At 71.1% G+C, this 24,635-nt stretch carries 19 protein-coding genes and 1 pseudogene; 12 read left to right on the top strand and 8 right to left on the bottom strand.

The features are described 5' to 3' along the window. Positions 1-71: 71 nt before the first annotated feature. Positions 72-1,904 carry a GGDEF and EAL domain-containing protein gene (locus IDM46_RS00675; RefSeq protein ID WP_182823501.1) on the bottom strand — a complete coding sequence of 611 codons (1,833 nt, stop codon included), beginning with the start codon at positions 1,902-1,904 and terminating at the stop codon, positions 72-74. A gap of 173 nt (positions 1,905-2,077) precedes the next feature. Between IDM46_RS00675 and IDM46_RS00670 the strand changes: the two genes are divergently transcribed. Next, the gene (locus IDM46_RS00670) at positions 2,078-5,809 is read left to right on the top strand and encodes an indolepyruvate ferredoxin oxidoreductase family protein (RefSeq protein ID WP_185114526.1); all 3,732 of its coding nucleotides are present in this window, start codon (positions 2,078-2,080) and stop codon (positions 5,807-5,809) included. Between the two features lie 23 nt (positions 5,810-5,832). On the opposite strand, the gene IDM46_RS00665 is transcribed toward IDM46_RS00670, so the two are convergent. Next, entirely contained in the window at positions 5,833-6,588 is a 756-nt protein-coding gene (locus IDM46_RS00665; protein WP_185114525.1) for an SDR family oxidoreductase, read from the bottom strand. A 65-nt stretch (positions 6,589-6,653) separates the two neighbouring features. Further along, positions 6,654-7,298: a DUF938 domain-containing protein gene (locus IDM46_RS00660; RefSeq protein ID WP_223877986.1), complete on the bottom strand. Its 645-nt coding sequence runs from the start codon at positions 7,296-7,298 to the stop codon at positions 6,654-6,656. Positions 7,299-7,366: 68 nt separating this feature from the next. Here IDM46_RS00660 and IDM46_RS00655 point away from each other — a divergent pair, with 68 nt between their 5' ends. Then, positions 7,367-8,815 (top strand): Hsp70 family protein, encoded by a 1,449-nt coding sequence (locus IDM46_RS00655; protein WP_185114524.1) that lies wholly within the window; start codon positions 7,367-7,369, stop codon positions 8,813-8,815. A 3-nt stretch (positions 8,816-8,818) separates the two neighbouring features. Here IDM46_RS00655 and IDM46_RS00650 read toward each other — a convergent pair whose 3' ends face one another. Next, complete coding sequence (locus IDM46_RS00650) at positions 8,819-10,528, bottom strand: M28 family metallopeptidase (protein WP_185114523.1); 1,710 nt, start codon at positions 10,526-10,528, stop codon at positions 8,819-8,821. 124 nt (positions 10,529-10,652) lie between these two features. On the opposite strand from IDM46_RS00650, the gene IDM46_RS00645 reads away from it, so the two are divergent. Together IDM46_RS00645 and IDM46_RS00640 are read left to right on the top strand one after the other, a co-directional pair. Next, complete coding sequence (locus IDM46_RS00645; protein ID WP_185114522.1) at positions 10,653-11,270, top strand: hypothetical protein; 618 nt, start codon at positions 10,653-10,655, stop codon at positions 11,268-11,270. 32 nt (positions 11,271-11,302) lie between these two features. Next, complete coding sequence (locus tag IDM46_RS00640) at positions 11,303-11,518, top strand: helix-turn-helix transcriptional regulator (RefSeq protein WP_185114521.1); 216 nt, start codon at positions 11,303-11,305, stop codon at positions 11,516-11,518. 60 nt (positions 11,519-11,578) lie between these two features. On the opposite strand, the gene IDM46_RS00635 is transcribed toward IDM46_RS00640, so the two are convergent. After that, positions 11,579-12,847, bottom strand: coding sequence for a lytic murein transglycosylase (locus IDM46_RS00635; protein ID WP_223878089.1), 1,269 nt, complete (start codon positions 12,845-12,847; stop codon positions 11,579-11,581). Positions 12,848-13,147: 300 nt separating this feature from the next. On the opposite strand from IDM46_RS00635, the pseudogene IDM46_RS13655 reads away from it, so the two are divergent. From IDM46_RS13655 to IDM46_RS00620, 3 genes and pseudogenes are all read left to right on the top strand, one after another. Beyond that, positions 13,148-13,426, top strand: a pseudogene (locus tag IDM46_RS13655) (ribonuclease domain-containing protein); the annotation flags it as partial. Continuing rightward, positions 13,423-13,848: a barstar family protein gene (locus tag IDM46_RS00625; RefSeq protein ID WP_182823520.1), complete on the top strand. Its 426-nt coding sequence runs from the start codon at positions 13,423-13,425 to the stop codon at positions 13,846-13,848. The pseudogene IDM46_RS13655 and the gene IDM46_RS00625, both read left to right, overlap by 4 nt. Before the next feature lie 68 nt (positions 13,849-13,916). Further along, positions 13,917-14,231, top strand: a complete 315-nt coding sequence (locus IDM46_RS00620; RefSeq protein ID WP_185114518.1) for a hypothetical protein — start codon at positions 13,917-13,919, stop codon at positions 14,229-14,231. A gap of 53 nt (positions 14,232-14,284) precedes the next feature. Here IDM46_RS00620 and IDM46_RS00615 read toward each other — a convergent pair whose 3' ends face one another. The 3 genes from IDM46_RS00615 to IDM46_RS00605 all read right to left on the bottom strand — a co-directional run bounded on the left by IDM46_RS00615 (position 14,285) and on the right by IDM46_RS00605 (position 16,496). Beyond that, positions 14,285-15,373, bottom strand: coding sequence for a DNA topoisomerase IB (locus IDM46_RS00615; protein ID WP_185114517.1), 1,089 nt, complete (start codon positions 15,371-15,373; stop codon positions 14,285-14,287). 76 nt (positions 15,374-15,449) lie between these two features. Then, on the bottom strand, positions 15,450-16,037 hold the full coding sequence (gene folE, locus IDM46_RS00610; protein WP_185114516.1) for a GTP cyclohydrolase I FolE: 588 nt from the start codon (positions 16,035-16,037) through the stop codon (positions 15,450-15,452). 33 nt (positions 16,038-16,070) lie between these two features. Then, positions 16,071-16,496, bottom strand: coding sequence for a hypothetical protein (locus IDM46_RS00605; RefSeq protein ID WP_185114515.1), 426 nt, complete (start codon positions 16,494-16,496; stop codon positions 16,071-16,073). A gap of 199 nt (positions 16,497-16,695) precedes the next feature. Between IDM46_RS00605 and IDM46_RS00600 the strand changes: the two genes are divergently transcribed. The 5 genes from IDM46_RS00600 (at position 16,696) to dcp (ending at position 24,588) form a co-directional block, all read left to right on the top strand. Next, a complete protein-coding gene (locus IDM46_RS00600) occupies positions 16,696-18,927 on the top strand; it encodes an NADP-dependent isocitrate dehydrogenase (RefSeq protein ID WP_185114514.1) in 2,232 nt (743 codons plus the stop codon). 89 nt (positions 18,928-19,016) lie between these two features. Further along, positions 19,017-20,882 (top strand): DUF885 domain-containing protein, encoded by a 1,866-nt coding sequence (locus IDM46_RS00595; protein WP_185114513.1) that lies wholly within the window; start codon positions 19,017-19,019, stop codon positions 20,880-20,882. A 120-nt stretch (positions 20,883-21,002) separates the two neighbouring features. After that, on the top strand, positions 21,003-21,440 hold the full coding sequence (locus tag IDM46_RS00590; RefSeq protein WP_185114512.1) for a DUF3597 domain-containing protein: 438 nt from the start codon (positions 21,003-21,005) through the stop codon (positions 21,438-21,440). Positions 21,441-21,586: 146 nt separating this feature from the next. Next, on the top strand, positions 21,587-22,375 hold the full coding sequence (locus IDM46_RS00585; RefSeq protein ID WP_185114511.1) for a type II toxin-antitoxin system RelE/ParE family toxin: 789 nt from the start codon (positions 21,587-21,589) through the stop codon (positions 22,373-22,375). Positions 22,376-22,434: 59 nt separating this feature from the next. After that, positions 22,435-24,588 (top strand): peptidyl-dipeptidase Dcp, encoded by a 2,154-nt coding sequence (gene dcp / locus IDM46_RS00580; protein ID WP_185114510.1) that lies wholly within the window; start codon positions 22,435-22,437, stop codon positions 24,586-24,588. Positions 24,589-24,635 lie beyond the last annotated feature (47 nt).

The raw sequence follows: 24,635 nt of genomic DNA, 5'->3' as shown, positions 1-24,635 counted from the left end.
AACAACCTCTGACCGGGTCCCCGTGTCCCGAGCGCATGGTAGCGGCTGCCCGGGGTGCGGACCAGCGCGCCTCAGCCGGCGAGGCGGGCGCGCAGGGCCAGGTCCGGCACCGCGGCCCCGAAATGGTAGCCCTGGCCGCGCGTCAGGCCGCAGCCCAGCAGCGCCGTCACCTGTTCCGCGGTTTCCACGCCCTCGGCCACCACGTCCAGGCCGATCTCGCGGCCGATGCCGGCGATCGCGCACACGATCGCCTGGTCGCGTCCGTCGCCCGGCAGGCCGGCCACGAAGCTGCGGTCGATCTTCAGGCAGTCGATCGGCAGGCGCTTGAGCCTCGCCAGCGAGGAGTAGCCGGTGCCGAAATCATCCAGCGCGATGCGCACCCCCAGCGCCCGCAGCCGGGCGAGGGTCTCGCAGGCGACGTCGGCATCGTGCAGCAGAACGGTTTCGGTCAGCTCCAGGGTCAGCCGCTCCGCCGCCAGCCCGGACACCTGCAGTGCCTGCGCCACATCGGCCACCAGTCCCGGCTGCTCGAACTGGCGCGCCGACACGTTCACCGCCAGCTGCAGGTCCGCGCGCGGCCAGGCCATCGCGGCCATGCAGGCCTCCAGCAGCACCCAGCGACCCAGCGGGACGATCAGGCCGGAGCGCTCGGCGACATCGATGAATTCGCTGCAGGGGCGCCAGCCACCCCGGTCGTCGCGCCAGCGCAGCAGCGCCTCGGCGCCGACGATGCGGCCATCGCGCAGGTCGACCACCGGCTGGTAGTGCAGGTCCAGCTGCCCCTGTTCGTAGGCCTCGCGCAGTGCGCGTTCCAGGCGCATGCGCACCACCAGTTCGCCATGGCGACCGGCGTCGAACACTTCACAGCGGTTGAGCATGCCGAGCGCGCGTGCCCGCTGGCTGGCGAGCTCGGCGTTGCGCAGCAGCATGTCCGCCGAGGGCGACGACAGGTCGCGCGAGAACGCGATGCCGGCCGCGGCCCGGGTGGTGCCGTCACCGACGGCTTCTTCGACCAGCGACACGCAGCGACCGGCCAGGTCGAGCGCCTCGGCTTCGCGCAACGGCCGGCGCGGCACCAGCGCGAAACCGTCGTCGCGCACGCGTGCCAGCGTGGCCTCGTTGCCAAGGCCGCCGCGCAGCGCCGCCGCCGCGGCCACCACCGCGTCCTGCCGGCCGGTGCCGTCATGCTCCAGCTGCAGGTGGATCGCGGCCACGCTGGCTTCCTCGCCGTGCGCGGGGCGCAGTGCGCTGTGCGCGACCTCGAGCAGGTGGTCGCGGTTGGGCAGGTTGGTCTGTGGGTCGTGCAGCTCCAGGTAGCGCAGGCGGCGCTCGGCGTCGCGCCGGCGCTGGATCTCGTAGGCCATCGCCACGAAGTCGCCGATGCTGGCCGCGAACGCCTCGTCCTCCGCGCTCCAGCTGCGCGGTTCCCCGACATGTTCGTGGCACACCACGCCAAGCAGTTCGCCCTCGCTGCGGATGGGTGCATCCAGCAGCGAGCTGACCTGGTGACGCGCGAGGTAATCGCCGAGCACGGCGTCGGCGGCGGACAGCGTCACGTCGCGCTGCACATCGGTGGCATGGATCAAGCGCACCCTGTCGAGCTGGCGGTCGTACTCGGAGCCGGCGTCGAAGGCCTCGTCGAAGCCGGGCGGGTTGTGCTCGCCGCTGGCGCGGTCGTAGGCGTGCACGCAGCGCAGCACGCCATGGGTCGCATGCAGGCGCCAGACATTGACCCGAGCCACCTCCAGGGTGCGCGCGGCGGTCTCGCAGATCTGCGCCAGGGCGGTATCGAGGGTGCAACGCTCGGTCCAGACACGGCGCGCCAGCGACACCAGGGCGTGGTTGTGCCTGCGCGCCCACGCGCCGCTGTCCTGCCGGTAGTCCATTGCCTGGCCGCTCGCCATGCGTGCTCCCGGGGTCCGCGGTACCTGTCAAAGGTACCGGTTCACTGTCCACCCGCTTCTGTTAAGGCGGCATCACGGAAATGTCCCCGCTGCTAGAATCCGCGCCGCTCCGACCCGCGCGCCCGCCGCGCTCCCCGCCAGCGGCCGCGCCGCCGCCAGCCCCAGGGCCCGCCATGACCAGCACCGCCGAACTTTCCTCGCCCGCGTCCGCCAACCTGGGCCTGACCCACGGCGTGACCGACCACGACTACGGCCTGGAGGACAAGTACACCCGCACCCGCGGCCGCATTTATCTTTCCGGGGTGCAGGCCCTGGTGCGCCTGCCGATGATGCAGCGCCTGCGCGACCAGTCCGCCGGGCTGGACACGGCCGGGTTCATTTCCGGCTACCGCGGCAGCCCGCTGGGCGGCTTCGACTTGGAGCTGTGGCGCGCGCGCAAGCACCTGGAGGCCGCGCAGGTGCGCTTCCAGCCGGGCCTCAACGAGGATCTCGGCGCCACCATGGTGTGGGGCACGCAGCAGACCAACCTGTTCCCGGGCGCCAAGGTCGAGGGCGTGTTCGGCATGTGGTACGGCAAGGGCCCCGGCGTGGACCGCTCCGGCGATGTGTTCAAGCACGCCAATGCGGCGGGCACCTCGCGCCTTGGCGGCGTGCTGGCGCTGGCCGCCGACGACCATGCCTGCCGCTCCTCCACCCTGCCGCACGGCTCGGAGGGCGAGTTCAGCAGCGCGCTGATGCCGATCCTCAACCCGGCCGGCGTGCAGGACATCCTCGACCTGGGCCTGGTGGGCTGGGCGATGAGCCGCTACACCGGGCGCTGGATCGGCTTCAAGACCATCGCCGAGACGGTGGAGTCCTCGGCGTCGGTGGACGTGGATCCGTTCGCGCGGCAGATCATCATCCCGGACGACTTCGAGCTGCCGCCGGGCGGGCTCAACATCCGCTGGCCGGATCCGCCGATGGACCAGGAGATGCGCTTGCACCGCTACGCGGTGAAGGCGGCGCAGGCGTTCGCGCGCGCCAACGGCATCGACCGCGTGGTGATCGATTCGCCGGCCGCGCGGCTGGGCATCGTGACCACCGGCAAGAGCTACCTCGACGTGCTGCAGGCGCTGGAATACCTGGGCCTCGATGCCCACGCCTGCGCCGAACTCGGGATCCGCGTCTACAAGGTCGGCATGACCTGGCCACTGGAGCCGGTGGGCATCCGCGCGTTCGCGCGTGGCCTGGAAGACATCCTGGTGGTGGAGGAGAAGCACGCCTTCATCGAGAGCCAGATGAAGGAGCTGTTCTACAACTTCGACTTCGGCCTCGACGGCGGCCGCAGGCCCAGCATCGTCGGCAAGTACGACGAGGCAGGCGAGTGGATCCTGCCCAGCACCGGCGAGCTCACCCCGGCGACGATCGCCGCGGTGATCGCGCGCCGCATCCAGCGTTTTCATGACAGCGCGCACATGCGCGACGTGCTGCGCTGGATGGAAGACAAGGAAGGCGCGCTGGCGCTGCCGCGCGCGCAGTTCCCGCGCGTGCCGCACTACTGCTCCGGCTGCCCGCACAACACCAGCACCCAGGTGCCGGAAGGCTCGCGCGCGATGGCCGGCATCGGCTGCCATTACATGGTCACGTGGATGGACCGCAGCACCGACACCTTCACCCACATGGGCGGTGAAGGCGTGACCTGGTCCGGGCAGGCGCCGTTCACCGAAACGCCGCACGTGTTCCAGAACCTCGGCGACGGCACCTACTTCCACTCCGGCACGCTGGCCATCCGCCAGTCGGTCGCGACCGGCGTCAACATCACCTACAAGATCCTCTACAACGACGCCGTGGCGATGACCGGCGGCCAGCCGGTGGACGGCACGCTGTCGGTGCCGCAGATCGCGCACCAGGTGCGAAGCGAAGGCGTGGAGGTGATCGCGCTGCTGTCCGACGAGATCGAGAAGTGGAGCGACCCGTCAATCTTCCCGGCCGGCGTCACTTTCCATGACCGTCGCGAGCTGGATGCGGTGCAGAAGCGCCTGCGCGAAGTGAAGGGCACGAGCGTCCTGATCTTCGACCAGACCTGCGCCACCGAGAAGCGCCGCCGTCGCAAGCGCGGCAAGCTGGTCGACCCGCCGAAGCGCGTGTTCGTGAACACCCTGGTGTGCGAGGGCTGCGGCGACTGCGGCAAGAAATCGTTCTGCGTCTCGGTGCTGCCGAAGGAAACCGAGTTCGGCCGCAAGCGCGAGATCGACCAGTCCAACTGCAACAAGGACTACAGCTGCGTCGAGGGCTTCTGCCCGAGCTTCGTCACCGTGCTCGGCGGCAAGCCGCGCAAGGGCCGCAAGGTCAACGCCGCCGAGCACCTGGCCCACCTGCCGGAGCCGGTGTTCGCCAGCGACCTCGCGCAGCCCTGGAACATCCTGATCACCGGGGTCGGCGGCACCGGCGTGGTGACCATCGGTGCGCTGATCGGCATGGCCGGACACCTGGAAGGACGCGGCTCCACCGTGCTCGACCAGACCGGGCTCGCGCAGAAGGGCGGCGCGGTGACCACCCACATCCGCATCGCGCGGGCACCGGACAACATCCACGCCTCGCGCATCGCCGCCGGCGAGGCCGACCTGGTGCTGGGTTGCGACATGGTGGTGGTGAACGACTACTGGGCGCTGTCGAAAATCCGCGCCGGCCGTTCGCAGGTGGTGCTCAACAGCCACGAGGCGATGCCCGGCAGCTTCACCACGCGCCCTGACATGCAGTTCCCCGCCGCCGACATCGCCAGCGCCGTGCGCCAGGCGCTCGGCGGCGACGCGGCCGAAGGCGCCACCGCCGCGGACGCCGCGCTGCACATGGTCGACGCCACCCAGCTGGCCAACGCGCTGATGGGCGACGCCATCGCCAGCAACCTGTTCATGCTCGGCTACGCCTGGCAGCGCGGCCTGGTGCCGCTGGCATTCGAGTCGCTGATGCGCGCGGTGGATTTGAACGGCGCCGCCGTGGAAATGAACCGCACCGCGTTCGCCTGGGGCCGCCTGGCCGCGGTGAACCCGGACGTCGTGTACGACGCCGCCGGCGTGGTGCGCAACGCCCGCACCACCGTCGAAGCGACCCCGCACGCGCTCGACGCGCTGCCGCCCGGCGACTGGGAAGGCAACGAATGGGGCGCCACCAGCGCGCCCAAGCCGGCGCGCCAGGAAGACGACCTGCGCCACCTGCCGTCCGGCGCCGACCAGGTCGCCTACCTGCCGCTCGACGACCCCCGCCTCTCGCGCTCGCTCGACGAACTGGTCGCACGCCGGGCCGCGTTCCTCAGCGACTACCAGAACGCGAAGTACGCCCGTCGCTACACCGATTTCGTGGCGAAGGTCCGCGCCGCCGAGCAGGCGCGCGCGCCCGGCGCCAGCGACCTCGGCGAGGCCGTCGCCCGCTACTTCTTCAAGCTCATGGCCTACAAGGACGAGTACGAAGTGGCGCGCCTGTACACCAGCGGCGAGTTCAAGCGCCGCCTGGAGCAGCAGTTCGAGGGCGACTACACGCTGCAGTTCCACCTTGCGCCGCCGCTGCTGGCCAAACGCAACGCCAACGGTGAACTGCAGAAGCAGGCCTTCGGCCCGTGGATGCTGACCGCGTTCGGCGTGCTGGCGAAGCTGCGCGGCCTGCGCGGCACCGCACTCGACGTGTTCGGCTACACCGAGGAGCGTCGCATGGAGCGCGCGCTGATCGACGACTACGAGCGCACCGTCGGCGGCCTGCTCGATGGCCTGGACAGCGGCAACATCGCGCTGGCCGCCGAAATCGCCTCGATCCCCGAGCACATCCGCGGCTACGGCCATGTCAAGCACGCGCACCTGGAGACCGCCAGGGCGCGCGAGGCGGAGCTGCTGCGCGAGTGGGCCAATCCGCTGCGGATCGTGCAGGCGGCCTGAGTCCGCGAAGCAGCGCCAGGCGGCTACTGCGCCAGGTAGCCGCCGTCGACCGGGTAGTAGGCCCCGGTCACCAGGCTCGCACGCGCGCTGGCGAGGTAGGCGACCAGGTCGCCGACTTCCGCCGGCTGGCCCAGGCGCTGCACCGGATGCAGGCTGGCCAGGTGCGCCAGCACCTTCGGGTCCTCGCCGATGATCGGCGTCTCGACGAAGCCGGGCCCCACCGCGTTGATGCGGATGCCGCGCGTGGCGTACTCCAGTGCCGCCGTCTTCGTCAGCCCGACCACGCCGTGCTTGGATGCCACGTAGGCCGACGCCGTGCGCCAGCCGGTGGCGCCCAGGATCGAGGCCAGGTTGACGATCGCCCCGCCGCCGCGTGCCAGCAGCGCCGGCAGCTGCGCGTGCATGGCATAGAAGACGCCGTTGAGGTTGATGTCGATCACCTTGCGCCAACCCTCCGGGCTCATCTCGGCGGTGTCGTGCGCCTCGCCGCCGATGCCGGCGTTGTTGACCGCGATGTCGAGGCCACCGAACGCCTCCAGCGCCGCGTTCACCGTGGCCTCGTGGTCGGCCAGCAACGCCGCGTCGGCGCGTACCACCACACCCTGCGCCTGCGCGCGCGCCTTGCGCATCAGCGCCAGCGTCTGTTCGCAGCCGGCAGCGTCGATGTCGGCCAGCACCACGTGCGCGCCCTCGCGCGACAGCGCCAGCGCGATCGCGCGGCCGATGCCGGATGCCGCACCGGTGACGATCGCGGCCTTGCCCTGCAGTTCGAGATCCATGGTGGTACTCCGTTGGGGGATGGCCCGAGTGTCACCCAGCTCGGGTAGCGGGATGTTGTCCTGGATCAGGTGTCGCGGCGCCAGGCCAGGCAGCGGTTGTTGGCCGGCATCGCCACGTCCGCGGCAAGGCGCAGCCCCGCATCGACGGCCAGTGCGTCGACCGCCTCGAAATCGCGGATGCCCGAGCGCGGGTCGCGCGCCTTCAGCCACGCATCGAAGTCGCGGTTGCTGTCGCTGGTGTACGCGCCGGCGTAGTTGAACGGGCCGTAGGCCACGAACGTGCCGCCGGGCGCGCCCGCGAGGACCCGCCCGACGCCGCGGAACAGCGCCTCCACCGCGTCCACGCCCATGATGTGCAGGGAGTTGGCGGTGAACACCGCATCGGCGTCGATCGCGGGCCACGGCGACTGCAGCGCGTCGAGCACGATTGGCGGCGGCGTGTTCGGCAGGCCCGCCTCGTCCAGCCACGCACGGATGCCGGGCAGGTTGTCGGCCATGTCCGAAGCTTGCCAGGTGAGCCACGGCATGGCGGCGGCGAAATGCACCGCGTGCTGGCCGGTGCCGCTGGCGATCTCCAGCACCCGGCTGCGGTCGGCGAAGTGCTCGCGCAGCACGGCCAGGATCGGCTCGCGGTTGCGGTCGCAGGAGGGTGCGTGGGGTTTGGCGGCGTCGCGGTGCATGGCGTTGTCCATCTTCGGCGCGGCCAGCATACAAACCTCGGCATCGCGGCGCCGCGCCGGCACAATGGCGGGCGTAGTTGGATGGGCAGGCGTTGGACATGCGGATCGGGATCGATTTCGGCACGAGTTACTCGGCCGCGGGTGCGGTGGTGGACGGCGAGGTGCAGCTGATCCGTTTCGGCGACCAGGCGCAGTTCCGCACCACGGCGTTCTTCCCGCAGCGGCTGCCGGACATCCACCATTTCGAGCTGACCGCCGCGCTGCAGGACGACGTGACGCGATGGATGACCAGCGCACGCGCCGACCAGGCCCGCGAACTCGCGCGCCTCGAGCGCCTGCGGCAGTCGGCCATGGCGCTTCCGCTGCACCAGCGCGACGCCGCCCTGGCCCAGGTCCCGACCATGCGCCGGCGCGGCGACGATGAGCTCCGCCGCGCGGCGATCGCCGCCGTGCGCCGCGACTGGGTGGCCGGCCAGGTGCGCGAGGCCATGGACGCCACGGCAGAGCTGGATGACGCGCTGTACGGCGACGAAGCGGTGGATGCGTTCCTGGCGGCCGGCGAAGGCCATCTGGTGGTCTCGCCGAAATCGATGCTCGGCTACAAGCTGGAAGCGCATGCGCGCGACGTGCTGCTGGGCATCGCCACGCACGTGCTGCGCCACATCCGCACCACGGCCTCGGCGCAGCTGGGCACCGAGGTGCGCTCCGCGGTAATGGGCCGCCCGGTGCGCTTCCGCAGTTCCATGGAGGAGGCCGGCGGCGTGCAGGCGCTGGAGATCCTCACCGATGCCGCGCATGCGGCCGGTTTCGAGGCGGTCGAATTCCTCGAAGAACCGGCCGCGGCCGCCTACGACTTCCACCGCCGCAGCGAACGCGCCTGCCGCACCATGATCCTCGACATCGGCGGCGGCACCACCGACATGGCGCTCGCCCTGGTGGGCGGCGACACGCCGGCGCCGGTCATCCACGGCGCGTGGGGCGAGCCGGTCGGCGGCACCGACGTGGACCTTGAGCTGAGCATGCGCGGGGTCATGCCGCTGTTCGGCAAGAACGTCACCCGCACGGCCGTGCATCGCTACTACGAGGCGTCCCACGTGCAGGACCTGCAGCGGCAGGCCAACTTCCACAAGGCGCGCTTCGACGACGTGGAGGCGCCCTACGGCGCGCGCCTGATGGCGCTGCAGCAGGCCGGCAACACCGTGCGCCTGAACCGCGCGGTGGAGCAGGCGAAGATCGGACTGAGCGCCACCGGCAGCGTGCCGGTGGACCTGGACTACATCGAGGCGGGCCTGGCCTGCGACATCGACCGGGCGCACCTCGCGGCCGCAGCCGAACGGCCATTCCTGGCGCAGCTGCGCGCGCTGATGCGCGAGGCCGGTGCCGGCGCGATCGAGGCGCCCGAGGTGATCTACCTCACCGGCGGCATGTCGCGCTCGCCATACGTGCCGGCGCTCGTGGCCGAGGTGTTCCCGGGCGTGGAGATCGTGCGTGGTGACGCGTCGCTCGGCGTGGTCACCGGCCTCGCGCGCGCGGCCGCCGCCGACTGAGGCTCACCTGCGCGGCGTTGTTTCCGCACGTTGCGCTGCGCTCGTCCCACGCGCCTCGCGGAACTCGCTGCCGTCGTCCCACGCGGGCCACGCGCTGGTATCCGCCACCGCGCGCACCAGCCGCAGCACGACTTCGGTATCCGCGGTCGGGCCGCGCATGTCCCAGCTGGCGTCGAAGTCGTCGCCGGGCTGGTGGTAGCGCGTGGCGAAGTAGTCGGCGCGCGCCGCCCTGCCGCCGTCCACGCCGCCGTCGAACTGGTCCATGCCCGGGCCCACGGTGATCGCCGGCACGCCGGCCTGCGCGAACGCGAAATGGTCGGCGCGGTAGAAGAAGCCCGCTTCCAGGTTCGGATCCGGCGAATACGTGCGCCCTTCGGCCCGCGCGGCCGCTTCCAGCGCGCGCTCCAGCGACACCTTGCCCAGCCCCCAGCTCGAGATGTCGCGCGTCGGCCCGTCCGGGCTCCACATCTCCATGTTGATCGCCGCGGCCGTGGTCGCCAGCGGCCGCGCCGGGTTGGCCGCGTACCAGGTGGCGCCGAGCAGTCCGCTCTCTTCCGCCGTCAACGCGATGAACAGCACGCTGCGCGCGGGTGGCGGACCCGCCTCCATGACGCGCGCGATCTCGATCATCGAGGCGATCGCGGTGGCGTTGTCGACGGCGCCGTTGATGATCGCGTCGCCGCTGGCGTCTGCCTCGCCGATGCCGAAGCTGTCCCAGTGCCCGGAGACGATGACGGTCTCGTCCGGCCGCGTGGCGCCGGGCAGCAGGCCGAGCACGTTGCGGCTGGTGATGCGCTCTCGCTTGACCTTGAACGCCACCGACAGCGTCGCGTCGCCGAGCGGCTGCGCGCGAAAGCCGGGCTGCTGCGCGCTGCGCTTGGCGGCGTCGAAGTCGAGGCCGGCATCCTTGAACAGGCGCGCCGCGACCTCGCGCTGGATCCAGCCGCGCACCGGCAGGTGATACGTGGCCGCGTCGCCGCGCACGATGTCGAACTGCGGCGCGGCGCGGCCGTTGCGCACCGTGGTCCACGGATACGCGGCCGGCGCGGTCTCGTGCACGATCAGCACGCCCGCGGCGCCGCGCTTGGCGGCCTCGATGTACTTGTAGGCCCAGCGGCCGTACCAGGTCATGGCAGGGCCGCCGAACTTGCCCGGCGCGGTCTCGAAATCCGGGTCGTTGACCAGCACCACCACGATCTTGCCGCGCACGTCCATGCCGGCGTAGTCGTCCCAGGCGAGTTCGGGCGCGGTGATGCCGTAGCCGGCGAACACCAGCGGCACATCGCGCATGGCCACGCTGCCGGCGGGGTGCAGGGTCTCCACCGCGATGTCGTCGCCGTTGGCCAGCGCGCGCGTGCGGCCGCCGACATGCAGCGCGACGCTGACCGGGCCGTCGATTTCGCTGCGCTCCAGCGTCACCGCCTGCGTCCAGCCGCCGTTGTCGCCGGCCGGTACAAGTCCGGCCTTCTCGAACCCGGCGCTGATCCAGGCGACAGTCTTGTCCTCGCCCGGGGTATTCGGCGCGCGGCCCTCGAACTCGTCGGAGGCCAGCGCGCGCAGGTGCGCGGCGAGATTGTCGCTGCTGATCGCGGCGACAGGCGCGCCTGCAGCGCGCGCGTCCGCGCTGGCGTTGGCGGGCGCGTCGCGCAGCGCGGGGCCGGCGCACGCGGCAAGCGCAAATGCGACCGCCAGGAGACCAGGTACACGCGCCATGGGCGTCATCCGTTTCTGCAGAAGGTCTGCATTGTGGCCCGCCCGGCCCCGATGTAAAAAGGATTTGACATGACGCCCTGCGGATGTAAAGAATGTTTTACATCGAGCCAAGGGAGAGGGCGTTGTGATCATCGGGCGTCTGGGATGGATCGGGCTGCTGGCGGTGGCGGGTGCGGGCTTCTGGCTGCTGCTCGGCAGCGGGCGGGTGTTCGGCCACGACATCGGCGGTGTCGGCATGGCCCTGCTGGTCGGCTGCACCTGGCTGGCGCTGTACGCGGTGTCCGCGCTGCCGCGAAGCGAGTTCGACCACGCCGTGTCGCCGGGTGAGTGGAAGGCGTGGATCGGATTCGCCTTCATGCTCGCGGCCACGCTCTACTTCGTGTCGCACGCCGAGGTGTTCCGCGTCGGCGACCTGGCGCAGTCGCGGCGCGTGGCCACCAACCTGGTGCTGCTGCTGGTGGCGTGGAGCGTGCTGACGCGGTTGATGGCGTCGCGCTGGAAGGACCGCGTGCAGGAAGACGAGCGCGACCGCGCCATCGAGACCCGCGGCGCGGCCTGGGGGCGCCATGTGCTCATCGGCGGCGTGATCGTGGTCGCCGTGCTGCTGGGCATCTCGCCGGCCGACAGGCTGGCGTGGGCCACCCACTTCGTGATCGGCAACCTGCTGGTGCTGGTGCTGATGCTCGGCTGGCTGGTCGAGTGCGCGGCGATCGCGGTGATGTACTGGCGCGACCGGTGGTGATCACCTCCGCGTCGCGGGCCCGGCGCTGACGCATGGCCGGCACTCTGCTTGAAAACGACATCCGCCGCCTGCGCCTGGCGCACGCTGAGATGACGCAGCAGCAGCTCGCCGATGCCTGCCAGGTCACGCGGCAGACGATCATCGCGCTGGAGGCAGGCCGCTACGCACCCTCGCTGGAACTCGCGTTCCGCATCGCGCGCGCGTTCGGCGTGGGCGTCGAGGACGTGTTCCGCTGGAAGCAATCGTGAGCACGCGGCCACGCGCGGCGGCCATGGCACTTGCCGCGGCCTTGCGCCGGCCTCACCGGCTCACGGCACCGCCGGCGTCTTCTCGGCGCGCAGCGCCACCAGGATGCGCAGACCCGGGCGTCCGTCGACCGGCGTGAAGCCAAGCCGCGCCTGCTCGGCAGCGATCGCGCGCCGCGTCAGCGTGCCGACCATGCCGTCGGCCTCGCCGATCGCATGCCCGCGCGCGAGCAGTTGCTGCTGCAGTTCGCGGCGCTCGGCGCGGCCGATGCCGGGATCGTCGGTGGGCCACGCCGTGGCGAACACACCGCCGCCACGCAGGCGGTCGGCGAGATGCGCGATCGCCAGCGCGTAGCTCTCCGCCGCGTTGTACGAATGGATCGCGTCGAAATTCTTGAACACCACGAACGCCGGCCCGCCGGTACCGGCCGGCAGCAGCACCGCGGCGCGGGCGTCGACAGGCACGCCGTCGATGGCGCGGCCATCCACGCGCCTGACGCCGAGCGCCTGCCATTCCGACAGCGGCTTGCGGTTTGTCCGACCCGCGAGCGCGGCATTGAAGCCTTGCGGCAGCGCGACCTCGTAGCCCCAGGGCTGGCCACTGCGCCAGCCGGCGCGCTTGAGGTAGTTGGCGGTGGAGCCCAGCGCATCGGGGATGCTGCCGACCAGGTCACGGCGACCGTCGCCGTCGAAATCCACCGCGATGCGCTGGTAGGTGCTGGGCATGAACTGCGTATGCCCGAACGCGCCCGCCCACGAGCCGGTGATGCCGGTGTCGCGCAGGTCACCCGCGGCCAGCAGCTGCAGCGTGGCGATGAACTCGCCCTGGAAGAACGCCTGCCTGCGCCCGAAGCACGACAGCGTGCCCAGCGACACCAGCAGCGGGCGCTTGCCGAAACTCTTGCCGTAATCGCTTTCCACGCCCCACACCGCGACCACGGTGGCCGGGTCCACGCCGTAGGTCGCCTGAGCGCGCGCCAGCGTGGCGGCGTGTTCGGCCAGCATCGCCTGGCCATCGGCCACGCGCTGCGTGTCGACCAGCGCCGCCAGGTAGTCCCAGATCGGGGTGGTGAACTCGGGCTGCTGGTCGAGCAGCGGCAGCACGCTCATGTCAGGCGCCAGGCCCGCCGTGAGGCGGTCGAAGTCCGCGGCCACGACCCCCTTGCCCGCGGCCGTCGCGCGCACGCCCGTCATGCAGCTGCGGAAATGACCGGGATCGGCGGCGCTCGGGGAAGCGTGTGCGGGTGCAGGTGCAGATTCGGGTGTGGCTGCCGGCGCCGGGTCCGCCGGCGGAACAACCTGCGCGCACGCCGGCTGCAAGGCCAGCAGCAGCGGTACCAGTATGGGAATGATGCGCATCGGGTGCTCCGGTCAGGCCTCGTCGGATTGTAGGCATCGCCTCCTGTACGCCGCGCACGCCACATTCACGACCTCGTCGCGTTTGGGTCATCATCGGGTTCCCGGGCGAGGAGTCACTCCATGGCCGTCAACCGCAAAGCGCGGCCACGGCAGGCGAGCTGGGCATGGCTGGTCGCGGCGCTGTGCCTGGTGGGGCTGTGGCAGGTGGTGGGCCGCGATGGCGCCGGCAGCGCGACGCTTGGCGGCGACGCACCCGCGCGCGCACCCACGCATGCCTTCCTGCCCGCGGAAGCCTTCGACACGCTGGCGCTGATCGACCGCGGCGGGCCTTTCCCGCACCGCCAGGACGGCGGCGTGTTCCAGAACCGCGAGCGCCTGCTGCCGCAGCAGCCGCGCGGCCATTACCGCGAATACACCGTGGCCACCCCGGGTGCACGCGACCGCGGTGCGCGCCGCATCGTCACCGGTGGCGATCCGCCACGCGAGTGGTACTACACCGCCGACCACTACGGCAGCTTCCGCGCGTTCCAGCGCACCGGGGACAGGCCATGACCGACGTTGAACTGGGCGCACTGCTGGCCGATGTGGGCCAGGCCGGCAGCTACTTCGTGGACGCGCGCGACCGCGCGGCGCTGGTCGAGGCCGCCACCACCCTCGAGTTCGCCGTGGTCACGATCGACCTCGAGAACGCCGAGGACAAACCCTCGCTGCTGGAGGCGATGGCCGATGGCCTGCTGTTCCCCGAGTGGTTCGGCGGCAACTGGGACGCACTGGCCGACTGCCTGGGCGACCTGTCATGGCTCGATGCCCGCCATGGCCTGCTGCTGCTGCTCGACCACAGCGGCGACCTGCGCGAAAACGCGCCCGACGACTTCGCCACGCTGCTCGACATCCTCGACGAGGCGGCCCGGCAACATGCCGCCGCGGGTGTTGCGTTCTGGGCACTGTTACCGGCCGTCTCCACACCGTCTTAGCAATAAAACGACGCAGTGCAGACGAACGGTCCGGAATACTGTCGCCAGTCCCGCCACGGAAGCCGCCCATGCATCGTCCAGTCCTGACCGCCGCGGCAACGCTTGCGCTGTCACTTTCGCTGTCCGCCTGCAACGATCCAGCCACCGACTACAACCCGGTCGCCGAGCCGGCACAACCGCAGGCGCCGGTCACCGAGCCGGCACCGGAATCCGCGCCGATGATCGATCCGGCGCCAACCGACCCGATGCTGCCGCCGCCCGTCGATCCCACCCTCCCGCCGGTGGTGGATCCCACGCTGCCGCAGGACGACCGCACCCAGCCCGCACCGCCATCACCGGAAGACCCGATGCGCGACGTGCCGCCCCCTCCCCCGACTTCCTGAGGCGCCGAGGCGCCCCTCTCTCTCCAAGGGATCGAAGTCGCGTTCCCGCCCCGTCAAGGGCGGGATTTTTTTGCCCGGCGTCCGCGCGCCGACCTCAACAGGCGCAGCGTGGCCTGCTCCCACTGGCGTGCGCCACGCGCATCGCGCGCGGCCTTCGCCAGCCGGCCGTCGCGCCATGCAGCAAGCACCGTCGGATCCACGTAGGCCTTGCGGCACACGGCGACGGTGTTGCCGAGCAGCCCGGCCACTTCGGCCAGCACCGCGGCTTCGGTGCCGGCCAGCGCACGCTCCGCCGCCGGCTTGCCGCCGCGCCCTTCCGGCAGCGGCGTCGCGGCGAACAGCCGCGTGGCGTGCAGGGTGCCGCCCCAGGTGCGGAAATCCTTGGCGGTGAAGTCGTCGCCCATCGCGGCGCGCAGGTACCCGTTGACCAGGTCGGAGGTCACCGGCTGCGGCGCGCCGTCGTCATCGCGGTACTGGAACAACTGCTGCCCCGGCAGCTGCTGCACGCCGCGCACCAGCTTCGCCAGGCGGCTGTCGTCGAGTTCGATGTCGTGGTCCTGGCCGCCCTTGCCGCGGAAGCGCAGCCGCGCACGGCCACCGGCGAGGAAGGCGACATGGCGGTTGCGCAGCGTGGTCAGGCCATACGAACGGTTGCTGCGCGCGTAGGCATCGTTGCCCACGCGCACCAGGGTGTCGGCCATCAGCGCCACCACGATCGCCAGCACCTTGTCGCGCGGATACCCGGGCAGGCGCAGGTCGGTGCGCAGCCGGTGCCGCAACCGCGGCAATGCCTCGCCGAAGGCGATCACGCGCTCGAACTTGCCGTCGCCGCGCACCTCGCTCCAGCGCAGGTGGTAGCGGTACTGCTTGCGGCCGCGCGCGTCGCGGCCGGTGGCCTGCAGGTGGCCGCGCGGCGACGCGCAGATCCAGACGTCGGCATAGGCCGGCGGAACTGCCAGCGCGCGGATGCGCGCGAGCGTGTCGGCATCGCGCACGGTGCGGCCAGCCGCGTCGCGGTAGCTGAAGCCGCGGCCGGCGCGGCGGCGCGCGATGCCCGGCTGGGTGTCGCTGACATACAGCAGCCCGGCCGCCTTCGCGGCGCCGGCGTCGGGTGTCAGGGCGGCATCGCGCGCTAGGGGCATGCGGCAACGCTATCCGCGCCGTCGTGAGCAGCCCATCAAGGGGCCGCGTGCAGCGCGCCCGCGCGGACAGTGCGCCTCAGCGGCGCGTGTCGCCCACGAAACGCAGGAATTCCGCGCGGGTGCGCGCATCGTCGCGGAAGCCGCCGAGCATGGTCGAGGTGACCATGCTCACGCCGCGCTTGTGGATGCCGCGCGTGGTCATGCACTCGTGCGTGGCTTCCACCACCACGCCCACGCCGCGCGGCTGCAGCACGTCCTGGATCACCGCGGCGATCTGCGCGGTCATCTTTTCCTGCACCTGGAACCGGCGCGCGAAGGTGTCCACCACCCGCGCCAGCTTGCTGATGCCGACCACCTTGCCGTCGGGCAGGTAGCCCACGTGCGCGCGGCCGATGATCGGCGCCATGTGGTGCTCGCAGTGGCTCTCGAACTCGATGTCGCGCAGCACGATCATCTCGTCGTAGCCGGCGACCTCCTCGAAGGTGCGCTCCAGGTACTCGCGCGGATCGTCGGCGTAGCCGCTGAACCAGTCGCCATAGGCGTCCACCACGCGGCGCGGGGTGTCCAGCAGGCCCTCGCGCCCCGGGTTGTCGCCGGACCAGCGCAACAGCGTGCGCACGGCGTCTTCGGCCTGTTCTCGGGTGGGCTTGCTGGACTCGGCCACGTGGGCGCTCGCTGCGACGGCGGGACCGGCATCCTAACGCAAGCTGCTGTTTTCCAGCTCCCGCCAGGTGTGCTCGATCACCGGCAGCACCTCGCTCCACAACAGCCGCGAGCCCTGCGGATCGTGCGTCCACCCCGCTTCCAGGCCGATCAGGTCGCGCTCGCTGCCGTGGCTGTCGAGCGCCAGGCGGTATGCCGGCGCGTAGTCCGACCACGCCATGCCGCTGATGTAGTACGGCATGGTCCGGTAGATCTGTTCGAAATGCCCGATGTCGCCGCGCGGATCCAGCGCCTCGGCGGCGTTCTGCCCGGCCACCGCGGCCACGGCGGTGCCGGCGATCGCGCCGAGGGCGGCGCCCGCGGGGCCTCCCACCAGGCCGCCCACCACCGCGCCCACCGTCCCGCCCGCCACCGCGCTGGTGCCGGCGCCGAGGACATGGTCCTTCTTCAGCGTGCTCATGCCTGACCTCCAGGAGCCGCGCGTGGGGCGCGGCCGATGCCGGAACTTATAGGCGCGGGCTGGTCTTGCAGGCGTGAAGCGCGCCGCCGGCATATGTCCATCCCGCGGGCGCGTTTTGCCGCAGGGCCCGCAGGCGCGACAATGGCCCCCTTGCCGCGCTGTTCCACCGCGCGCCCCCATTCCCCGGATGCGAGACGACATGTCCAAGACCCCGCAGATCATCTACACCCTGACCGACGAAGCGCCTGCGCTCGCCACCCGCTCGCTGCTGCCGATCGTGCAGGCGTTCGCCGCCACCGCCGGCATCGACGTGGCCACGCGCGACATCTCGCTGTCCGGCCGCATCCTGGCGCAGTTTCCGGAGCACCTGGGCGCAGGCCAGGCGATCGCCGACGACCTCGCCGAGCTCGGCGCGCTGGCCACCACGCCCGATGCCAACATCATCAAGCTGCCCAACATCAGCGCCTCCGAGCCGCAGCTGCGCGCCGCCATCCGCGAACTGCAGCAGCAGGGCTTTGCCGTGCCCGAATACCCCGAACACCCGGCCAACGACGAAGAGCGCGACATCCGCGCCCGCTACGACCGCGTCAAGGGCTCGGCGGTCAACCCGGTGCTGCGCGAGGGCAACTCCGACCGCCGCGCGCCGGCATCGGTGAAGGGCTACGCACGCAAGCACCCGCACCGCATGGGCGCGTGGTCGGCGGAGTCCAAATCGCACATCGCGCACATGGACGGCGGCGACTTCTACGGCAGCGAGCAGTCGGCCACCGTGGCCAAGGCCGGCACGCTGCGCATCGAGCTTGTCCAGGCCGACGGCAACACCACCGTGCTGCGCGACAAGGTGGCGGTGCTGGCCGGTGAAGTGGTGGACGCGTCGTCGATGTCGATGGCCGCGCTGTCGCGCTTCGTGGATGCCGCGATCGAGGACGCCAAGGCCGAGGACGTGCTGTTCTCGCTGCACCTCAAGGCCACGATGATGAAGATCTCCGACCCGATCATGTTCGGGCAGGTGGTCAAGCGCTTCTTCCGCGACACCCTTGGCAAGCACGCCGATGCGCTGGAACAGGCCGGCTTCAACGCCGACAACGGCCTCGGCGACCTGTATTCCGCCATCGCCACGCTGCCGGCCGACACGCAGGCCGCGATCCGCGCCGACCTCGAGGCCGAAGCCGCGCAGCGCCCGGGCCTGGCGATGGTCGATTCCGACAAGGGCATCACCAACCTGCACGTGCCGAGCGACGTGATCGTCGACGCCTCGATGCCGGCGATGATCCGCGACTCCGGCCGCATGTGGAACGCGGCCGGCAAGCTGCAGGACACCAAGGCGCTGATCCCCGACCGCTGCTACGCCGGCATCTACCAGGCGGTGCTCGACGACTGCAAGGCGCACGGCGCGTTCGACCCGGCCACCATGGGCAGCGTGCCCAATGTCGGGCTGATGGCGCAGAAGGCCGAGGAGTACGGCTCGCACGACAAGACCTTCCGCATCGCCGCCGACGGCACCGTGCGCGTGCTCGACCAGGACGGTGGCGTGGTGTTCGAGCACGCGGTCGAGGCCGGCGACATCTGGCGCATGTGCCAGACCCGTGACGCCGCGGTGCGCGACTGGGTGAAGCTCGCGGTGAGCCGCGCGCGCCTGTCGTCGACGCCGGCGGTGTTCTGGCTGGATTCCGCGCGCGCGCACGACGTGCAGCTGAAGGCCAAGGTGGAGCAGTACCTCGGCGAGCACGACGTGGCAGGCCTCGATATCCGCATCCTGGCGCCGGTGGAGGCCATGAAGCTGTCGCTCGAGCGCATCCGCGCCGGCCAGGACACGATTTCGGTCACCGGCAACGTGCTGCGCGACTACCTCACCGACCTGTTCCCGATCATGGAGCTGGGCACCAGCGCCAAGATGCTGTCGGTGGTGCCGCTGATGGCCGGCGGCGGCCTGTTCGAGACCGGCGCCGGCGGCTCCGCGCCCAAGCACGTGCAGCAGTTCGTGGCCGAGGACTACCTGCGCTGGGATTCGCTGGGCGAGTTCCTGGCGCTGGCGGCCTCGCTCGAGCACCTGGCGCAGCACAGCGACAACCCGGCCGCGGACGTGCTGGCGCGCGCGCTGGACAAGGCGACCGGTGAATTCCTCGCCAACGACAAGTCGCCCTCGCGCAAGCTCGGCGGCATCGACAACCGCGGCAGCCACTTCTACCTGACCCTGTACTGGGCGCAGGCGCTGGCCGCGCAAGGCGATGACCCCAGGCTCAAGGCGATCTTCGCGCCGCTGGCCGAGGCGCTGGCGCGCGATGAGGCGGCGATCGTCGCCGAGCTGGCCGCGGTGCAGGGCCAGCCGGTGGACATCGGCGGCTACTACCGCCCCGACCAGGCCAAGGCGACCGCCGCCATGCGCCCCAGCGCGACCTTCAACCGCGCGCTGGACGCACTCGCCGGCTGAGCCCACCCGCGCCGCCCGTGACCGATCACACGCGCGGCGCACGGCGATCGCACGCACAATGGCCGCTCCCTGAATGCGGAGCGTGCCCCGTGCGATCGCCTGTCACCTGCACCGCCCTGGCCCTCGGCCTCGCGCTCGCTGCCTGCGCACCGCGGCAGGGCACCGCGCCCGCCGCCCCGGCCACCATCACCTCGCAGCAGGTCACGGCCGAATCCGCGCGCCTCAACGCCTGGTTCGACGCGCAGTACGAGGAACTGCTGCAGTCCAGCCCGATGCAGCTGACCTTCCTCGGCCGCAAGGAGCACAACGACCGGCTCGACGACGTCTCCGAAGCCGCCGTGCGCACGCGCCTGGCGTGGCTGGAAACGTCGGTGGCGGCGATGGAGGCGGGCTTCGACCGCGACCTGCTCGACATCGAGACCCGCCTGTCCTGGGATCTCTGGAAGCGCCAGTACGAAAGCATGCGCGACGGCATGCCGTTCCTCGCCAACGGCTACGCCTTCGACCAGATGAACGGCATGCACAGCAGCCTGCCGACCTTCCTGATCAACTTCCACAAGGTCGACAGCGAGCAGGACTACCTCGCCTACATCGCCCGCCTGCGCGCCGTGCCCACCCTGTTCGACCAGTTGCTCGCCCAGGGCCGCGCCTCCGCCGCCAAGGGCATCGTCGCGCCGAAGTTCGCCTACGAGGGCGTGCTCGAGCAGTCGCGCAAGGTGGTGGCCGGCGCACCGTTCGACCGCGGCGCCGACAGCGCGCTGTGGGCCGACGCGCAGGCCAAGGCCGATGCGCTCGCCAAGGCCGGCGCAGTGAGCGCCGCACGCGCCGAAGCGCTGAAGGCCGAAGCACGCAGCGCGTTGCTCGAACAGGTGCAGCCGGCCTACGCCCGCGTGATCGCCTGGGCCGAAGCCGCGCTGCCCGCGGCGCTGGTCAATCCCGCCGGCGTGGGCACCACGCACCCCGACGGCGCCGCGTACTACGCCTACCTGCTGCGCGAAAGCACCACCACGTCCATGAGCGCCGACGAGGTCCACCAGCTCGGCCTTGCCGAAGTGGCGCGGCTGCGCGGCGAGATGGAAGCGGTCAAGCAGCGCGTCGGCTACCAGGGCGACCTGCAGCAGTTCTTCAGCTTCCTCGATACCGACCAGCAGTTCCGCTATCCGGAGACCGATGGCGGCCGACAGGCCTACATCGACGAGGCCACGCGCCTGATCGACAACATCGAGAAGCAGCTGCCCAAGTACTTCGGCCTGCTGCCCAAGGCCGGCCTGGAGGTGAAGCGCGTGGAGGCGTTCCGCGAGCAGCCCGGCGCCGCCCAGCACTACTTCCCCGGCACCCCGGACGGCTCGCGCGACGGCATCTACTACGCGCACCTGTCGGACATGGCGGCCATGCCCAAGACCGAGCTGGAAGTGATCGCGTACCACGAAGGCCTGCCCGGCCATCACATGCAGATCTCCATCGCCCAGGAGCTCGAAGGCGTGCCCACCTTCCGCCGCCAGCTGTTCTCCACCGCCTACACCGAAGGCTGGGGCCTGTACTCGGAATGGCTGGCCAAGGAGATCCCCGGCACCTACCAGGACCCGTACTCCGAGTTCGGCCGCCTCGGCTCCGAGATCTGGCGCGCCATCCGCCTGGTGGTGGACACCGGCCTGCACGCCAAGGGCTGGACCGAGCAACAGGCCGTGGACTACTTCCGCGAGAACAGCTCGGCGCCGCTCACTGCCATCCGCTCCGAGATCCAGCGCTACCTGGTGATGCCGGGCCAGGCGACCGCCTACAAGGTCGGCATGATCCGCATCCAGGCACTGCGCGCGAAGGCGGAAGCGGAGCTTGGCGACCGCTTCGACATCCGCGGCTTCCACGACACCGTGCTCGGTGGCGGCGCGATGCCGCTGGACATGCTGGAGCAGCGCGTGGACGCGTGGATCGCGGAGCAGCAGGCCGCGGGCTGAGGCACACAGCGGAAGGACGCCGCAATCGACACGGCCCCGGCCCACGCCGGGGCTTTTTTCATGCGGTCTTCCCTGCCGCACGCCCAGACTCACGGCTCCCGTCATTCCGGAGTGTGCTGCATGGGCCTGTTCTCCAAGATCGCCGACCGCATCTTCAACCGCAAAGCCGACGCACCCGCGTCCGCATCCACCGGCAAGCCGGCCCCCGTCATCTTCGAGGGCAGCCGCAACGACCCGCAGGTGGCGCCGCCCGCGCTGCGCACCGCGTCCGCGGTCACGCCAACCGCCTCCGCCCCGGCGCCCGTCGACGTCGAGGCCGTGCTGCGCGACATGGCCGACGCCAAGGGCGGCGAGAGCGACTGGCGCCGTTCCATCGTCGACCTGCTGAAGCTGCTCGACCTCGACTCCAGCCTCTCGGCCCGCAAGGAACTTGCCGCCGAACTCGGCGTCGACGCCGGCGCGCACGGCAGCGCCGAGCAGAACATCGCCCTGCACAAGGCGGTGATGCGCAAGCTTGCCGAGAACGGCGGCAAGGTGCCGGCCGACCTGCGCGACTGAACCGCGACGCGTCGCGGCGTGCCTGCCGCGGGGGCCGGCGCGTTAGCATGCCGCCCCCGGGTTGCACGCCGCAGACGCCTCATGCCGTTCCGCCTTTTCGACGCAGTTCCGGCGGCATGAGCGACGCGTCGCGTGGGGCGGGCGCCATGGCGCCGCCCTCCAAGGAACGCCTGCCACGCTGGAGCGCCGCGCTGGGGACCGCGCTGCTGCACCTCGTGGTGCTCCTCCTGGCCATGCAAGCGCCGCCGTTGGCGGTGCCGCCGGCAGAGGGCAGCCCGGATGGCGGTGGCGCCCTGCAGGTGACCTGGATCGACGCCCTGCTGCCGTCGCCCGCGCCGTTGCCACCCGCGCGCCCCCCGAGCGCCAACGCGTCGCCCACTCCATCGCCAACGCCTGCGCGCGTCACTCCGCCGCCGGTCCCGCAGGGCGAAGATCCGCCACCGCCCGCACCGTCCACGCCCCTGGCGTCCGCCCCCGCGGAGGCGCCCCCGGCGCCGGCGGAGCCGCCCGCACAACGCCCGACCCGCGCGTACGGACTGCCGCCCGGCATGCGCGCCGAGGACATGACTCCGGCCAGTGCCGGCCCCCCGCGCAGCCCGACGGTGCACCGCCGCCGCGGCAACGCCGCCAGCGGCCCCACCAGCAGTTTCGAAGTGGACGGCTACCAGGTGCAGTACGAGCCGCTGGGCGAAGCCCGGCTGCGCGAATGGCGCGAGCAGGGCATGACCGAACTGTTCCTGCCGCTGCCCGGCACGCGACGCCTGATGGTGTGTCCGCTGGAGATCGTGGTGCGGCGCGGGTCCGGCCCCTGCCGCATGGTCGCGCCGGATGCGCCGGAACTGGCCGCCATCGGCGACGCGCGCCAGGTGATCCTCATGCACCGGGTTTACCATCGCGGCGACGAAGTGTGGAGCGGGCCGGGGCCCTACCGGTGAACGCCGCCACGCCCCCCATCCGCACCGCCCCTTGTTCCTGACCAACCGGAGCTCCATCCATGCTGCGCACCCTGCTGCTGTCTTCCGCGATCGCCCTGGCCCTGTCGGGCTGCGACCGCGCCGCCACCGAGTCCCCGATGCCCGATACCGCCCCCGTTGCCACCGCGCCCGCCCAGGGCGAAAACCCGCTCCTCGCCGCCAGCACCCTGCCGTTCCAGGCACCGGTGTTCGACCGCATCGAGGACAGCCACTACCAGCCGGCGATCGAGGAAGGCATGCGCCAGCACCTCGCCGAGGTGCGCAAGATCGCCGACAACGCCGAAGCCCCCAGCTTCGCCAACACCATCGAAGCGCTGGAGCGCAGCGGTGCGCTGCTGACCCGCGCCGCCGGCATCTTCTCCGCCATGACCTCGGCCAACACCAATCCCACGCTGCAGGCTTCCGAAGTCGCGCTGGCGCCGAAGCTGGCCGAGCACGGCGACGCCATCCACCTCGACCCCGCGCTGTTCGCGCGCGTGAAGTCGCTGCATGCCCAGCGCGCCGACCTGGGCCTCACGCCCGAGCAGCTCACCGTGCTCGAGCGCACGTACGAAAAGTTCGTCCGCGCCGGCGCCGAGCTGGATGACGCCAGGCAGGCCGAACTGCGCAAGCTCAACAGCGAGGAGTCGTCGCTGACCACCGCGTTCTCCAACAAGCTGCTGGCCGCGGGCAATGCCGGCGGCGTGTTTGTTGACGACGTGGCCAAGCTCGATGGCCTGGACGCAGCGGCCATTGCCGCCGCCGCCGATGCCGCCAAGGCCGCCGGCAAGGACGGCCAGTGGCTGCTGCCGCTGCAGAACACCAGCCAGCAGCCGGTGCTGGCTTCGCTGAAGGACCGCGCCCTGCGCGAGCAGGTGATGGCCGCGTCGCTGGGCCGCGCCGAGAAGGGCGACGGCAACGACACCCGCGCCACCATCCAGCGCCTGGCCGAACTGCGCGCGCGCAAGGCCGAACTGCTGGGCTATCCCAGCTACGCCGCCTACGGCATCGCCGACCAGATGGCCGTCACGCCCGAGGTCGCGCTCAAGCTGCTCACCGACACCGTGCCCGCGGCCACCGCACGCGCCAAGGCGGAACTGGCCAAGATCCAGGCCGTGGTCGACGCGCAGGGCGGCGGCTTCACCGCCGGCGCCGCCGACTGGGACTTCTACGCAGAACAGGTGCGCAAGGCCGAGTTCGACCTCGACGAAGCGCAGATCAAGCCCTACTTCGAACTGGACCGCGTGCTGAAGGACGGCGTGTTCTTCGCCGCCGAACAGCTGTACGGCATCACCGCCAAGGAGCGCACGGACCTGCCCGTCTACCACCCCGACGTGCGCGTTTTCGACATCTTCGACGCCGACGGCAAGCAGCTGGCGCTGTTCTACCTCGACCCGTTCAAGCGCGAGAGCAAGCAGGGCGGCGCCTGGATGGGCAACTTCGTCGAGCAGAACGGCCTGACCGGCGACATCCCGGTGATCTACAACGTCGAGAACTACACCAAGCCTGCTGCCGGCCAGCCCGCGCTGCTGAGCTGGGACGACGTGACCACGCTGTTCCACGAGTACGGCCACGCCCTGCACGGCATCTTCTCCAAGACCACCTACCCGAGCGTGGCCGGCACCAACACGCCGCGCGACTTCGTGGAGTTCCCGTCGCAGTTCAACGAGCACTGGGCGCTCGACCCGAAGGTGTTCGCCAACTACGCCAAGCACCACGAGACCGGCGAGGCGATGCCGCAGGCGCTGGTGGACAAGATCGTCAAGGCGCGCACGTTCAACCAGGGCTATGCGACCACCGAGTACCTGTCGGCCGCGCTGCTGGACATGGCCTGGCACACGCTGCCGGCGAGTGACGCCAAGAAGGATGTCGATACGTTCGAGCGCGAGGCGCTGGCGAAGTACAAGGTGGACATGGCCGCGGTGCCGCCGCGCTACCGCACCAACTACTTCAGCCACATCTGGGGCGGCGGCTATGCGGCCGGCTACTACGCGTACTTCGGCGCGGAAGTGCTCGACCATGACGCGTTCCAGTGGTTCCGCGAGAACGGCGGGCTGACGCGCGAGAACGGCCAGGTGTTCCGCGACAGGATCCTCTCGATCGGGCAGTCGCGCGACCTGGGCACGGCGTATCGCGAGTTCCGTGGCAAGGAGCCGAGCGTGGAGCCGCTGCTGCTGCATCGTGGCCTGAAGTAAGCCGGGGCGGCCGCACGGCCGCCGCATCGCGCGTCATCACGAAGGCC

Source organism: Luteimonas sp. MC1825 (genome assembly GCF_014764385.1).
In the GTDB taxonomy this organism is placed as follows: domain Bacteria; phylum Pseudomonadota; class Gammaproteobacteria; order Xanthomonadales; family Xanthomonadaceae; genus Luteimonas.
This window is presented reverse-complemented; position numbering and strand designations above follow the sequence as displayed.